Consider the following 13,835-nt stretch of genomic DNA (forward strand, 5'->3'; position numbering starts at 1 on the left):
GCCATGAAGGTCGGGATCGATTCCTACAGCTTCCACCGCTTCTTCGGGGAGCACTACCCCGGGCTGGAGGAGGAGCCGGGCCAGCGGATGGAGGTCTGGGACTTCCTGCGCGTGGCGCGGGAGATGGGAGCGGAGGGCGTGTCGCTGGAGGCCTGCCACCTGCCCTCGGACCCAGCTTTCCTAGAGCGGCTTCGGGCGGCGCTGGACGAGGCGGGCTTCGCCAGGATCTGGGCCTGGGGGCATCCGGACGGGCTGGGATCGGGGCGGAAGCCCGAGGCGGCGGCGGACCTGCTGAAGCACCTGGCCGTGGCGCGCACCCTGGGCGCGCCGGCGATGCGGATCTGCTGCGGCGGGCGGCGCACGCGGCCGGAGCGGTGGGAGGAGCAGCGCGACCTGCTGCTGCCGCTGCTGCGCCAACTGGCCGATGCCGCCGGGGAGCAGGGCGTGGTGCTGGCGATCGAGAACCATCTCGACATGATGGCGGAGGAACTGGCCGAGCTGCTGGAGCGGGTGGATTCGCCCTGGCTCGGTGTCTGCCTCGACACCGCCAACAATGTGCGGCTGGGCGAGGATGCGCTGGCGGTGGTGCGGCGGCTGGCGCCCTGGGCGCGGGCGACGCATGTGAAGGACGTGGCGCCGCAGCCGGGGGCAGAGGGCAGCTTCGCCTCCTGGCCGAGCGTGCCGCTGGGCCAGGGGGTGGTGGATGTCGATGCCGTGGTGCGGGAACTGGCCCGCACCGGCTATGACGGGCTGCTGGCGGTGGAGATCGACTACCTGCACCCGCGCTTCGGGACGGATGAGGCGGCGGCGGTGCGGCAGAGCCTGGAGCGGCTGCGCCAGGCGGTGGAGGGGGCGGTGGACGAGGCGGCGCCGGCCTGAGAAGACGGGGGAGGCGCGGCCTCCCCCGGCGCGTGGTCAGGCCGTCTTCAGCCAGGACTCCACGCGATCCTTGTGGCCGGCGATGTAGTTCTCCACCGCCTTGTCGTAGCTGGTCTCCTGCGCGTCCAGCATGGCCTTCTGCAGCTCGTCCAGCGGCAGGTTCATGCGGGTGAGCAGGTTGGTGACGCCAGGGCTCTGCTCCTTCAGCCCCTTGCGGGCGATGGCATAGACCTGCTCGCTGCCGCCCATCGCCTTCTCCGGATCGGCGAGGTAGCGCAGGTCGTACTTGCCGAACATCCAGTGCGGGCTCCAGGCCGTCGCCACCACCCACTTCTTGCGGCGCATGGAACGCTCGATCATCGAGATCATCGCCGCCTCGCTCGACTCCTGCAGGCGGTAGGTGTCGTCGAGGCCGTAGGTCTTCAGCGCCTCCCGCGACACGCGGGTCAGGCCGGCGCCGGGCTCGATGCCCTGGACGATGCCGCCGAGCTTCTCGCGCACCTCGTCATTCTTGAGGTCGGCGAAGGAGTTCAGCTCCTCCTTCGGCACGTAGTTGGGTACCACCCAGCCCAGCTTGGCATCGGTGTAGAGCACGCCGAGGCGGTCCACCTTGCCCTCGATGCGCTTCCAGTAGTCGGCATGGGTCTCGGGCAGCCAGAGCTGCAGCATGGCGTCCACGTCGCCGCGGGTGATGCCCTGGTAGAGCGGGGCGATGTCGCTCTGCATCAGCGCCGGCTCGACGTTCAGCCGGTCCTTCATCAGCTTCGCCGCCAGCTTGGTGACGAATTCCGCATCGGCCCATGGGGCATAGCCGAGGGTGACCTTCTGGCGCGCCTGGGCCAGGGCCGGACGGGCGAGGCCGCCGGTGAGGAGGGCACCGCCGGTCGTGGCGGCGAGGGTGAGGAGGTTGCGCCGGTTCAGCATGGGGCGTCTTCCTTTCTGCGGTTCGTGTGGGACGGTCAGTGGCTGGCGAGGCGGGCGGCGGTGCTGCCCTGCTTCGCCTCGCCGTCATTCGCCCGCTGGGTGTTGCGCACGAAGAGCGCGCGCAGGCCGGGGAGCAGCGCGGGGCGCTTCTGGCCGAAGCTCTGGGTGATGCGGTCGAGCAGCACGGCGAGGATCACCACGGCGAGGCCGCCCTCGAAGCCGGTGCCGACATCGAGGCGCTGGATGCCGGTGAGCACGGTGTTGCCCAGGCCGCCCGCGCCGATCATCGAGGCGATCACCACCATCGACAGCGACAGCATGATGGTCTGGTTGATGCCGGCCATGATGGAGGGCAGCGCGTTCGGGAGCTGCACCTTCATCAGCAACTGCCCCGGCGTGCAGCCGAAGGCGAGGCCGGCCTCGATGAACTCGCTGTTCACCTGCCGCAGGCCGAGATTGGTCAGGCGCACGACCGGCGGCATGGCGAAGATCACCGTGGCGATGGTGCCGGGCACGGCGCCCAGGCCGAAGAACATGGCGGCCGGGATCAGGTAGACGAAGGCCGGCATGGTCTGCATCAGGTCGAGCACGGGGCGGACGAAGAGCGCCACGGCCTCGCTGCGCGCCATGGCGATGCCGAGCGGCACGCCGACCACGATGGCGATGACGGTGGCGGAGAGGACGAGGGAGAGGGTCTCCATCGTGCGTTCCCACAGATCCATGCCGAGGATCACGAAGAGCGCGGCCACGGCGAAGAGGGCGAACTTCCAGCCCACGCGCCAGAGCGCGAGGAGCACGATCACCGCCACGGCGGCCAGCGGCGGGACGCCGGTCAGGGCCGCCTTGATGGTGTCGGTGACGAAGCCGATCACCATGGCGATGCCGTCGAGGAACGGCATGAAGTGGTCGAGGATGTAGTTGACGACGGTGTCGGCGGCTTCGCCGATGCCGAGATGCATGTTCATGGGATGTGTTCCGGTGCTGTGGGCCAGAGGGGGCGCGGGAAACCCGCGGCACGGGCGCCGCGGGGGCCTCGCCTCAGGCGGCGCGGTCCAGGGTCATCAGCAGGGCGGACTTGCTGATGGAGCCGACATAGCGGCGCTGCGCATCGACCACGGGCACGGGCCAGGGGCTCTGCGCGACGCGGCCGAGCACGTCGGACAGCGTCTGGTCCGCGTCGATCGGCTCGATCTCCGACAGGAAGGCGCGGTGGTACGGGTCCGCCTCGCCGCTGCGCGCGGCACGGGCGAGGGATTCCGCGCTGACCATGCCGTGGTAGCGGCGGTCGCGCCCCACCACGATGGCGACGTCGCGGTCGTGCCGGCGCATGCGCTCCAGCGCGGCCGGGACGGCGAGGCCCTTGCGCTCGATCAGCACGACCTGCGCATCGCGGGCCACGTCGCCGGCGCGGAAGACCTGCGACACGTCCACGTTGCGGAAGAAGGAGCGGACATAGTCGTTGGCCGGGTTGGTCACGATCTCGTCCGGCGTGCCGACCTGCACCACGTTGCCGTGCTGCATGATGGCGATGCGGTCGCCGATGCGCATGGCCTCGTCGAGGTCATGGCTGACGAAGATGATGGTGCGGCTGTGCTCGGACTGCAGGCGCAGCAGCTCGTCCTGCATCTCCGTGCGGATCAGCGGGTCGAGGGCCGAGAAGGCCTCGTCCATCAGCAGCACGGTCGGCTCGCTCGCCAGCGCGCGCGCAAGGCCGACGCGCTGCTTCATGCCGCCGGAAAGCTGGTCGGGGCGGCTCTGGGCATAGGCTGCCAGGCCCACGCCCTCCAGCGCCGCCATGGCCTTGGCATGGCGCTCCGCCTCGCCGACGCCCGCGACCTCCAGCCCGAAGGCGGCGTTGTCGAGCACCGTGCGGTTGGGCAGCAGGGCGAAGGACTGGAAGACCATGCTCATGTCGCGGCGGCGCAGCTCGGTCAGCTCGCGCTTCGACATGCGGGTGATGTCCTGCCCATCCACCAGGATGGCGCCCGAGCTCGGCTCGATCAGGCGGTTGAGCAGGCGCAGAAGGGTGGACTTGCCGGAGCCGGAAAGCCCCATGATCACGAAGATCTCGCCGGCCATGATGTCGAAATTCGCGCCGTTGACGCCCAGCGTGCAGCCCGTCTCGGCATGGATCTCGTCCTTGCCCTTGCCCTGGCGCACCATCTCCATGGCGCGGTCGGGATGGTCGCCGAAGACCTTGTACACGTCGCGCAGGGCGATCTTCACCTGTGCTTCGCTGGCCGTATCGGCGGCGGTCGCCACCGGCAGGGAATCGGTCGCGGACATCCCGGGGGATGTCGCGGTCGTCGCCGTATCCATAATGCGTCTCCCAGTTGGCCATCCGCCCTGGGATGGCACTCACCTCCATGCGAGCGGCCGCCGGCAGGCACGGCCGCTATGAGCACAGAACGGGCGGAAGGTTCCGGATCGGACCTTCCTGCCCCGAAAATGACACAATGATGTGTCGCTGCCGTAAATAACCTTGGCCGCGATGTAGAATGGATGAACTGGATTGTCCACACCTAACGGCACAGACATGCGCTGTGCGGGAAGCAATCCGGAAAGATGATCGCCTGTGCATGGTCAGGAGATATGAGCCGGGACCATCGGAGGCAGGGCGAATTATTCTTGTGGCTTCCAGGGATATGCTCGGCGGATGACCGGTTGGCCTGTCCGGATTTCGCCGGAGAGGAAGGATTGACTGATCCGGTTCTGGGACACCTTATCACGATATTGTAACCCCGTGAAACAGCTTGGGTCACCAGGCGACTCGGGTTCGCCCTTCACTGCGAAATGACCAGCCATTTGCCAGCCCTCCGGCTGGAATCTTCTGGAAAAAGGCCCCGTTTCCGCCCAGATCAGGAGCAGCCGGACCGCCGCCTTCCACGACGGGCCCGGTGGCGGGCAGACCGATCGATGGAGCACGACGCCACAAGCGGCGATGGGTTCCCCGCAAGGGACCCTGACCGACCCGATCACTCTCCGGGCCGCCTCGGCCACGTGCCCCTCCCATGGTTCCCGCCGGGCCCATGCATTCGGGAGGGTAGAGAGAATGGTGACGAATCCGTCCGCGGCCACCGGCGGCATGAGGGTGCCCGCGCGTCCCGCCATCCGCCACATCGGCTATGACGACCTGCGCGCCGCGCTGTCCGACGGATGGCGGGATTTCCGGGAAACACCGACCCAGCTGGTCTTCCTGGGCGTGATCTATCCGCTGGTCGGCCTCATCGCCGCCCGCGCGGCCTTCGGCTACGAGCTGCTGCCGCTGCTGTTCCCCATGCTGGCGGGCATCAGCCTGCTCGGCCCCGTCGCCGCGCTGGGGCTCTACGAGATCAGCCGCCGTCGCGAGCGCGGCGAGCCGGCATCCTGGGTGAACGCCTTCGACGTGCTGCGCTCGCCCTCGCTCTTCTCCATCGCGGCGCTGGGCGTTGTGCTCTTCGCCGTCTTCGTCGCCTGGCTCTTCGTGGCCAAGGCCATCTATGTCGCCACGCTGGGCGCCGCCCCGCCGGACTCGATGGGCGAGTTCCTGCACGACGTGCTGCGGACGCGCGAAGGGCGCAGCATGATCCTGCTCGGCAACGGCGCGGGCTTCTTCTTCGCCCTGCTGGTGCTGAGCATCTCGGCGGTGTCCTTCCCGCTCCTGCTGGACCGTGATGTCGGCGTGGCGGAGGCGGTGCGCGCCTCGATGCAGGCCATGGCCACCAATCCGGGGCCGATGCTCGGCTGGGGCCTGATCGTGGCGGTGCTGCTGGTCCTGGGCTCGCTGCCCTGCTTCGTCGGGCTGGCCGTGGTCATGCCCGTCCTGGGCCATGCCACCTGGCACCTGTACCGGCGCATCGTGGCGTGAGGGGGATCGGCCGGGGCCTCGCGCCCCGGCCGGCCGTCAGGCGGCCTCGGGCAGGGTCGCCATGTCGATCACGAAGCGGTATTTCACGTCGGACCGGATCATGCGCTCATAGGCGGCGTTGATCTCGTCCATGCGGATCATCTCGATGTCCGAGGTGATCCCGTGCTCGCCGCAGAAGTCCAGCATCTCCTGCGTTTCCGCGATGCCGCCGATCAGCGACCCGGCGAAGCTGCGGCGCTTGAAGATCAGGCTGAACACGGCGACCGGCAGGGGCTGCTCCGGCGCGCCGACCTGCACCAGCGTGCCGTCGCGCTTCAGCAGGCCAAGATAGGCGTTGATGTCGTGCTGCGCCGCCACGGCGTCGAGGATGAAGTCGAAGCTGTTGGCCTCCCTGGCCATCGCCGCCTCGTCCCGCGACAGCACCACCTCATGCGCGCCGAGGCGCAGCGCATCCTCGACCTTGCTGGCGGAGGTGGTGAAGAGCACGACATGGGCGCCGAAGGCCCGGGCGAACTTCACCGCCATATGGCCGAGCCCGCCCAGGCCGACGATGCCGACTCGCTGGCCGGGGCCGACCTTCCAGTGCCGCAGCGGCGAATAGGTGGTGATGCCGGCGCAGAGCAGCGGCGCCACGGCGGCGAGGTCCAGGTTCTCCGGCACCTTCAGCACGAAGGCCTGGTCCACCACCACGGCGCGGGAATAGCCGCCGAAGGTATGGCCGCCGCCTTGCCTGTCCTCGCCGTTATAGGTGCCGACGAAGCCGCGCTCGCAGTACTGCTCCAGCCCTTCCTGGCAGCTCGCGCATTCGCGGCAGGAATCGACCATGCAGCCGACGCCGGCGAGGTCGCCCACCCGGAAGCGGGTCACGGCCGCGCCGACCGCCGTGACGCGGCCGACGATCTCGTGGCCTGGCACGCAGGGATAGAGGGTGTTGTGCCACTCGTTGCGGGCCTGGTGCAGGTCGGAATGGCAGACGCCGCAATAGAGGATGTCGATCCGCACATCCATCGGGCCGGGATCGCGGCGCTCGAAGGTGAACGGGGCAAGCGGCGCCGTGGCGGCTTCCGCGGCATAGCCGGTGCAGGTGAACATGCGGATGTCCTCGCACGAAGAAGGCATGGGAAGGCGCCGCGGCCGCCCCGGTGCGGGCGGCGCGAGACGCATGGGCGGCGAAAGAGCGGTCAGCGGGGGATCTGTGCCCGGGCCAGGGATTCGGCCAGGGCTCCGCGAGACCGGTCATGGCGGAAAGCATGGCGATCAATGGAACGTGAAGGCCGGACAGGCCGGCGATCGCTCCTGGCGGCATGGCGGAGGATGGCTAGACTGCCCGGCGCATCCCGGGCCGGATCATGGGCGCCGTTCCCGATCCCGGGCGACGGCCCGGAGGCTGGCCGGGAGCCAGACGAGGAGACGCCCGATGCCCGAGACGATGGAAGCCGGAACGCCGGTTCCGCCGCCACTGACACAGGCGGAGATCGACCAGCGGGTCTTCGACCTCTACGACGAATACTGCCATGGCCGGCTCGATCGCCGCGAATTCCTCGCCCGCGCCGCCATGATCGCGGGCGGGCTGGCAATGGCGCAGGCACTCCTGCCCCGCTACGCGCAGGCGCAGACCGTTTCCTTCACCGATGAGCGCATCCAGGCCCGGTATGTCACCTATCCCTCGCCCGGCGGTACCTCCGGCACGATGCGGGGCTATCTGGTGCGGCCCAGCGGAGCGGGACCTTTCCCGGCGGTGCTGGTGATCCACGAGAACCGGGGGCTGAACCCCTATATCGAGGATGTCGCGCGCCGCCTCGCGGTCGAAGGCTTCCTGGCCCTGGCGCCGGACGGGCTGTTCCCGGTCGGCGGCTATCCCGGCAACGACGATGACGGGCGTGATCTCCAGGCGGGGCTGGACCAGAACAAGCTGCGCAAGGACATGCGCAACAGCGCCATCTGGCTGAAGGCGCATGAACTGTCCTCGGGCAGGCTCGGCATCACCGGCTTCTGCTGGGGCGGCACCACCACCAATGCGCTGGCCGTCGCGCTCGGGGCCGAGGTGAGGGCCGCCGTGCCCTTCTATGGCGCGGCGCCGGAAACCGCCGGTGTCCCCGCCATCAAGGCGCCGCTGCTGATCCACTACGCGGAGAAGGACGAGCGCATCAACGCGATGTGGCCCGGCTACGAGGCGGCGCTGAAGGCGCACGGCATCCCCTACGAGGCCTATGTCTATCCGGGCACGCAGCACGGTTTCCACAACAACTCGACGCCGCGCTACGACGAGGCGGCGGCGAAGCTGGCCTGGGAGCGGACGCTCGCGCATTTCCGTCAGAACCTAGCCTGACGGCGCCGCATCCTGCGTTCCGCACCCGGAAGCCAGCGGACATGCGAAGGGCCGCCCCTCGCGGGACGGCCCCTCCTGCTCCGATGCCGCCTGTTCAGGCGAACTGGTTCATCGTGTTGTGGGCGCCGCCGGCCTTGAGCGCGGCCTCGCCGGCGAAATACTCCTTGTGCTCGTCGCCGACGTCGGAACCCGCCATGTTCTGGTGGCGGACGCAGGCCACGCCGCGCCGGATCTCCTGCCGCTGCACGTCCAGCACGTAGCCCAGCATGCCCTGCTCGCCGAAATACTTCTGCGACAGCGTGTCGGTGGACAGTGCGGCCGTGTGGTAGGTCGGCAGCGTGATCAGGTGGTGGAAGATGCCGGCACGCTTCGAGGCATCGGCCTGGAAACTGCGGATGCGGGCATCCGCCTCCTCCGCCAGATCGGTCCCGTCATAGTCCACGCTCATCAGCTTCGCGCGGTCATAGGTGGAGACGTCGCGGCCTTCCTTCTGCCAGGCATCATAGACCTGCTGGCGGAAGCTCAGCGTCCAGTTGAAGGACGGCGAGTTGTTGTACACCAGCTTGGCGTTCGGCACGACCTCGCGCACCCGGTCCATCATGCTGGCGATCTGCTCGACATGCGGCTTCTCCGTCTCGATCCAGAGCAGGTCGGCGCCGTTCTGGAGCGAGGTGATGCTGTCCAGCACGCAGCGGTCCGCGCCGGTGCCGGGGCGGAACTGGTAGAGGTTGCTCGGCAGGCGCTTCGGGCGCAGCAGCTTGCCCTCGCGGCGGATCAGCACGTCGCCGTCCTTCGCCTGCTCGGCGGTGATCTCCTCGCAGTCGAGGAAGCTGTTGTACTGGTCGCCGATATCGCCCGGCTCGCGGCTATAGGCGATCTGCTTGGTCAGGCCGGCGCCGAGCGAATCCGTGCGGGTGACGATGATCCCATCCGGCACGCCAAGTTCCAGGAAGGCGTAGCGGATGGCGCGGATCTTCTGGATGAAGTCCTCGTGCGGCACCGTCACCTTGCCGTCCTGGTGGCCGCACTGCTTCTCGTCGGAGACCTGGTTCTCGATCTGCAGCGCGCAGGCGCCCGCCTCGATCATCTTCCGGGCGAGAAGATAGGTCGCCTCCGCATTGCCGAAGCCCGCGTCGATATCGGCGATGATCGGCACCACATGGGTCTGGTGCTTCTCCGCCGAGGCCAGCAGCTCCGCCGCCTTCGCATGATCACCCGCCGCCCGGGCCTTGTCATAGGCGCGGAACAGGTCGTTGACCTCGCGCGCATCGGCCTGGCGCAGGAAGGTATAGATCTCCTCGATCAGCGCGGGCACGCTGGTCTTCTCGTGCATCGACTGGTCGGGCAGGGGGCCGAATTCCGAGCGCAGCGCCGCCACCATCCAGCCGGAGAGGTAGATGTAGCGCCGATCCGTGCCGCCGAAATGCTTCTTCACCGCGATCATCTGCTGCTGCGCGATGAAGCCGTGCCAGGCGCCGAGCGACTGGGTGTAGAGCGCCGGGTCGCGGTCATAGGCCGCCATGTCGGCGCGCATGATGCCGGCGGTATAGCGCGCGATGTCGAGGCCGGTGCGGAAGCGGTTCTGCAGGCGCATACGGGCGGCGGATTCGGGACTGATCGCGTCCCAGGTGCCCTGCCGGCTCTCCACCAGCTTGCCGATCTGCTCGACATCGCTGTGATAGGCACTGGCCGCGCCATCGCCGCCGGAGAAGCCGACGTTCAGACCATCCGGGGCGTAGTTGGGGGAAGACATGTCTCGGTTCCTGCTATGCTGTGAAATGCCCGGGGGCGGGAGGCGGGGGCGGTTCGGTCAGCTGTAGTGGAGGTCGTCGTGCACCGCGCTGCTCGGCGTGCGGATGCTGGACGCGTCGGCCACGGTCGCGCCCTGGCGCAGCCCCACGGGGCCGTCCTTCTCGCCCTGCGCATAGGCCCAGCTATGGCCGTGCACGAGGCCGTCGTCATGCTGCTCCGCGGACGGGTCCTGGCTGGCGGCGGGGGTGTTCTGCGGCAGGTCCCGCGACTGCGTCACGGAGGGGATGACCTGGGTCCTGGTGTTGATGAACATGTCTGCGTACTCCCTGATCGGAGGTGAACCTCTCACGGGAGATAGAACGCGCTCATCGGGCCGGAGGAAATACAGGATTTACATGAGGTGCTGTAAAGCTGTGACGAGATTTACTGTAAATCCATTACATCTGTAAAAGATGTAAATCCGCCGGGGCCGCCGGCCCCGCTCAGGCCGTGGCCACCTCGCGCCGGCCGATCAGGCGGCGGCGGATGCGGCCGGAGATGGCGTCGATCGCCGCGACGAGGAGGACCATCACGAGGATGATGAAAGCCACTTCGTCCCAGTTGCGGACCTTGATGCGCTCGGCGATCTGCAGCCCGATGCCGCCGGCGCCGACCACGCCCAGGATCGCGGCGGAACGGGTATTGCTCTCGAAGAAGTAGAGCGCCTGGGCCAGCATCACCGGCAGGACCTGCGGCCAGACGCCCCAGCGCAGCGCCATGAGGCGCGAGCCGCCGGCGGCGACCACGCCCTCGGCCTGCCGCGGCTCGGCATTCTCGATGGCCTCGGCATAGAGCTTGGCGAGCACGGCGGTGTCGGAGGTGACGATGGCCAGCACGCCGGCGAGCGGGCCGAGGCCGACGGCACGCACGAAGGCCAGCGCCCAGATGAGCTGGTCGATGCCGCGCACGCCGTCGAAGATCCGGCGCAGCGAGAAGCGCAGAAGGAAAATGGTGAGCCCGTTGCGCGCCCCGAGGAAGCCGAGCGGGATGGCCAGCGTCCCCGCGATGACGCTGCCGAGGAAGGCCATGGCGAGGCTCTCGCCGATGCCGCGCAGGATGTCCCACCACAGGGCGCCGGGCGAGGGCGGGATCATCAGCCGCACGATCACGCCCAGGCCCCAGAGCCCGTTCCAGAGCCGCTGGGGCGAGATGCCGAACCACCACAGCGCCCAGCCCAGCCAGCCGAGGAAGGCGAGGCCGCCGAGCCAGCGCAGCGCGAGGCCATGCGGGCCGGGGCCGAAGGCGGTGGGCTGCGCGGCTTTCCAGCGGGCGAGGTCGGCGGGGCTCATGCGCGGGGCCCGATCAGGCGGTGGCGCAGGCGCTCGCTGGCGAGATCGATGGCCATCACGGTCAGCACGATCAGCACGACGATGGCGCTGATCTCCTCGTAGTAGTTGGAGAGGATCACGGTGTAGAGTTCCTCGCCGATGCCGCCCGCCCCGACGAAGCCGATGACGCTGGCGCCCCGCACGTTGATCTCGAAGCGCAGCAGCACGTAGGACAGCAGCGACGGCCCGACCTGCGGCAGCACCGCCCAGCGGCAGGCCTGCACCCAGTGGGCGCCGGAGGCGCGCAGCCCTTCCCAGGGGCCCATCTCGGCATTCTCGATGGCCTCGGCGAAGAGCTTGCCCAGCGCGCCCGCCGTGTGCAGCGCGATGGCGATGATGCCCGGCAGCGCGCCGATGCCGAAGGCCCAGACCAGGATCAGCGCGAAGACCAGTTCCGGCACGGTCCGCACCGCCTCCAGCCCGCGCCGGGAGAGCTGGAAGGCCCAGCCGCCGGGCGAGATGTTGCGGGCGCCGAGAAAGGCCAGCGGCAGGGCGAGAATGGTGCCCGCCACGGTGGCGAGCGCCGCCATATTCGCCGTCTCGAAGAGCAGCCAGGCCCAGCGGTCGAGGCGGTAGAACCAGTAGGCGAGGCTGCCCTCGGTCTTCACCCCGGCGAACAGGCTGCCCCAGCGCAGGTCGGGCAGGGTGCGGAGGAAGTAGTCGCCCATGCGCGGGAAGCCGGCGGCGAGGATGGGCCAGCGGAACTCGCTGACCCAGGCGGCGAGCCAGAGGCAGGGCAGCAGCACCGCCAGCACCAGCAGCGCCCCCAGCCAGCGGCGCCGCCGGGCGGCCTGGAAAGCGGCCTCGCCGCGCGCGACGGCGCCGGCTGTCGCGCTCACGCGGCGGGCTCTCGCGGACAGGGGCGCGCGAAGGCGCCGCCCCGTCTCAGTTGCGCTGGCGGCGCGCGGCCGCCTCCTCGCGCCGCAGGGCGATGGGCAACTCGTAGTCGGACAGCGTGACGGTGCGGAAGCCGGTGCCCTCGCCGCGCTCGATCTGCCGGTAGATGTCGGGATGCACGCGCGGCAGGGCGAGCAGGAAGTCGCGCAGGTCGCTCCTGAAGCTCTCCGGCAGGTCGGCGCGGATGGCGATGGGGCCGGTGGGGATCAGGCCGGAATGCCAGATGACGCGGAGGTCGTTCATCCTCAGCAGGCCCTTGTCCACCATGGCGCGGAGATTGCCGCGGGAGTAGCCCTGCGCCGGATCGCCCTGGCCGGAGGCCCAGGTGCAGGCGGCGTCGTACTGCCGTTGCAGCACCGCCACCACGGCCTGTTCGTGCCCGCCGGCGAAGCCGGTGTGCGAGAAGTACTTCCCGTCCTCGGTCGGGATGCCCTGGGCGCGCAGCGAGGCGCGCGGCGCGAAATAGCCGGAGGTGGAGTTGGGATCGGCCCAGGCGAGGGACCTGCCCTTCATGCCGGCGATGCCGGTGATGCCGGAATCCGCGCGCACCACCATCACCGCGATATAGCCGATGGAGCCATCGTCCTGCTCCGCCGCCACCAGCGGCTCCACCCCGCCATTCGTGTCGATCCAGGCGCCGGCGAAGGCGGCGGCGCCCATCTGCGCGACCTCGACCTGCTTCGCCGCCATGGCCTGTCCGACGCCCGCGAAATCCGCCGCCGGATAGAGGCGGACAGGCACCTGGAAGGTCTCCTCCAGCAGCTTGCGGTAGCCGTCGTAGCGGCCGAGCCGGTCGGCCTCGTTCTCGCCGCCCGAAATGCCGATACGCAGCGTGGGGATCTGCGCCGCCCAGGCGCGCTTGCCGGGGCTGGGGAAGGGGCTGCCATCCGCCGTACGGCGCGGGGCCGGCTCGGCGCGAACGGGAAGGGCGCGCGCCAGGAGCGGCAGGGCCATGGATGAGGCCAGGAGGATGCGTCGCGTGCTCATGCCATTCGTCTTCCGTTCAGGCGGGGAGCGGAGCATCGGCGGGCGGCGCCGTCACCCCGTAGATCGCGCGCAGCCGGGCCGCGTCCAGGGCCTCCGGCGTGCCGTCGAAGACCACGCGCCCGGCCTGCATCGCGACGATGCGGTCGCAGTATTCCCGCGCGGTCTCGATATGGTGCAGGTTCACCAGCACGGTCAGCCCGTCCCGCCGGTTGATGTCGCGCAGCGCCGCCATCACCACCGCGGCATTGCGCGGGTCGAGCGAGGCGATCGGCTCGTCGGCCAGGATGAGCTTCGGCTGCTGCATCAGCGCGCGGGCGATGGCGACGCGCTGCTGCTGCCCGCCGGACAGCGTGTCGGCGCGTTGCAGGGCCAGATCGGCGAGGTCGAAGCGGTCGAGCGTGGCGAGCGCCAGGGCGCGCTCCTCCGCCGTGAAGGCACCGAGGAAGCCGGTGACCGCGCCCCAGGCGCCGGGGCGGCGGTTGAGGCGGCCCACCAGCACGTTGCGCAGCACGTCCAGGCGCGGAACGAGGTTGAACTGCTGGAAGACCATGGCGCAGTCGGCGCGCCAGTCGCGCAGCGCTTGGCCGCGTAGGGCGGTGACGTCGCGCCCGCCGAACAGGATGCGCCCGCCGCTGGGCTCGGTCAGGCGGTTGATCATCCGCAGCAGGGTGGACTTCCCGGCACCCGAGCGGCCGATCACCCCCACCATCTGCCCATCGGGAATGCCGAGGCTGACGCCGTCCACGGCCACGCGATTGCCGAAGCGGCGGGTCAGCTCCCGGATCTCCAGCATGGCGTAACACCCTCCGCGACGGCGGTGCGGGAGCATAGCGCCGTGCCTCATGGGTGCGAG

Annotated in this window: 13 protein-coding genes; 3 read left to right on the forward strand and 10 right to left on the reverse strand. The window is 69.5% G+C overall.

The annotated features are described in order from the left end of the window. Positions 1-3: 3 nt before the first annotated feature. Positions 4-879, forward strand: coding sequence for a sugar phosphate isomerase/epimerase family protein (locus tag RGI145_RS02760; protein ID WP_075797142.1), 876 nt, complete (start codon positions 4-6; stop codon positions 877-879). Positions 880-915: 36 nt separating this feature from the next. On the opposite strand, the gene RGI145_RS02765 is transcribed toward RGI145_RS02760, so the two are convergent. The 3 genes from RGI145_RS02765 to proV form a co-directional block, all read right to left on the reverse strand. Next, positions 916-1,803 carry a glycine betaine ABC transporter substrate-binding protein gene (locus RGI145_RS02765; RefSeq protein ID WP_075797143.1) on the reverse strand — a complete coding sequence of 296 codons (888 nt, stop codon included), beginning with the start codon at positions 1,801-1,803 and terminating at the stop codon, positions 916-918. Between the two features lie 35 nt (positions 1,804-1,838). Continuing rightward, positions 1,839-2,768: an ABC transporter permease gene (locus RGI145_RS02770; protein WP_075797144.1), complete on the reverse strand. Its 930-nt coding sequence runs from the start codon at positions 2,766-2,768 to the stop codon at positions 1,839-1,841. A gap of 73 nt (positions 2,769-2,841) precedes the next feature. Continuing rightward, positions 2,842-4,122 (reverse strand): glycine betaine/L-proline ABC transporter ATP-binding protein ProV, encoded by a 1,281-nt coding sequence (gene proV, locus RGI145_RS02775; protein ID WP_418314492.1) that lies wholly within the window; start codon positions 4,120-4,122, stop codon positions 2,842-2,844. 733 nt (positions 4,123-4,855) lie between these two features. On the opposite strand from proV, the gene RGI145_RS02780 reads away from it, so the two are divergent. Next, entirely contained in the window at positions 4,856-5,650 is a 795-nt protein-coding gene (locus RGI145_RS02780) for a DUF2189 domain-containing protein (protein ID WP_237183178.1), read from the forward strand. A gap of 36 nt (positions 5,651-5,686) precedes the next feature. On the opposite strand, the gene RGI145_RS02785 is transcribed toward RGI145_RS02780, so the two are convergent. Beyond that, a complete protein-coding gene (locus RGI145_RS02785; protein WP_075797146.1) occupies positions 5,687-6,742 on the reverse strand; it encodes an NAD(P)-dependent alcohol dehydrogenase in 1,056 nt (351 codons plus the stop codon). 325 nt (positions 6,743-7,067) lie between these two features. Here RGI145_RS02785 and RGI145_RS02790 point away from each other — a divergent pair, with 325 nt between their 5' ends. Next, on the forward strand, positions 7,068-7,979 hold the full coding sequence (locus RGI145_RS02790; RefSeq protein ID WP_208863914.1) for a dienelactone hydrolase family protein: 912 nt from the start codon (positions 7,068-7,070) through the stop codon (positions 7,977-7,979). 94 nt (positions 7,980-8,073) lie between these two features. Here the strand turns inward: RGI145_RS02790 and RGI145_RS02795 are convergent, their stop codons facing one another. The 6 genes from RGI145_RS02795 to phnC form a co-directional block, all read right to left on the reverse strand. Then, positions 8,074-9,732, reverse strand: a complete 1,659-nt coding sequence (locus RGI145_RS02795; RefSeq protein ID WP_208863915.1) for an isocitrate lyase — start codon at positions 9,730-9,732, stop codon at positions 8,074-8,076. Between the two features lie 57 nt (positions 9,733-9,789). Next, positions 9,790-10,044 (reverse strand): hypothetical protein, encoded by a 255-nt coding sequence (locus RGI145_RS02800; RefSeq protein ID WP_075797147.1) that lies wholly within the window; start codon positions 10,042-10,044, stop codon positions 9,790-9,792. Between the two features lie 169 nt (positions 10,045-10,213). Then, positions 10,214-11,059, reverse strand: coding sequence for a phosphonate ABC transporter, permease protein PhnE (gene phnE / locus RGI145_RS02805; RefSeq protein ID WP_075797148.1), 846 nt, complete (start codon positions 11,057-11,059; stop codon positions 10,214-10,216). Then, positions 11,056-11,937 (reverse strand): phosphonate ABC transporter, permease protein PhnE, encoded by an 882-nt coding sequence (gene phnE, locus RGI145_RS02810; protein ID WP_075797149.1) that lies wholly within the window; start codon positions 11,935-11,937, stop codon positions 11,056-11,058. The genes phnE (RGI145_RS02805) and phnE (RGI145_RS02810) overlap by 4 nt, the downstream gene beginning before the upstream one ends. 46 nt (positions 11,938-11,983) lie before the next feature. Further along, on the reverse strand, positions 11,984-12,982 hold the full coding sequence (gene phnD / locus RGI145_RS02815) for a phosphate/phosphite/phosphonate ABC transporter substrate-binding protein (protein ID WP_075797150.1): 999 nt from the start codon (positions 12,980-12,982) through the stop codon (positions 11,984-11,986). Positions 12,983-12,998: 16 nt separating this feature from the next. Continuing rightward, on the reverse strand, positions 12,999-13,775 hold the full coding sequence (gene phnC, locus RGI145_RS02820) for a phosphonate ABC transporter ATP-binding protein (RefSeq protein WP_075797151.1): 777 nt from the start codon (positions 13,773-13,775) through the stop codon (positions 12,999-13,001). Positions 13,776-13,835 lie beyond the last annotated feature (60 nt).

Source organism: Roseomonas gilardii (genome assembly GCF_001941945.1).
Taxonomy (GTDB): domain Bacteria; phylum Pseudomonadota; class Alphaproteobacteria; order Acetobacterales; family Acetobacteraceae; genus Roseomonas.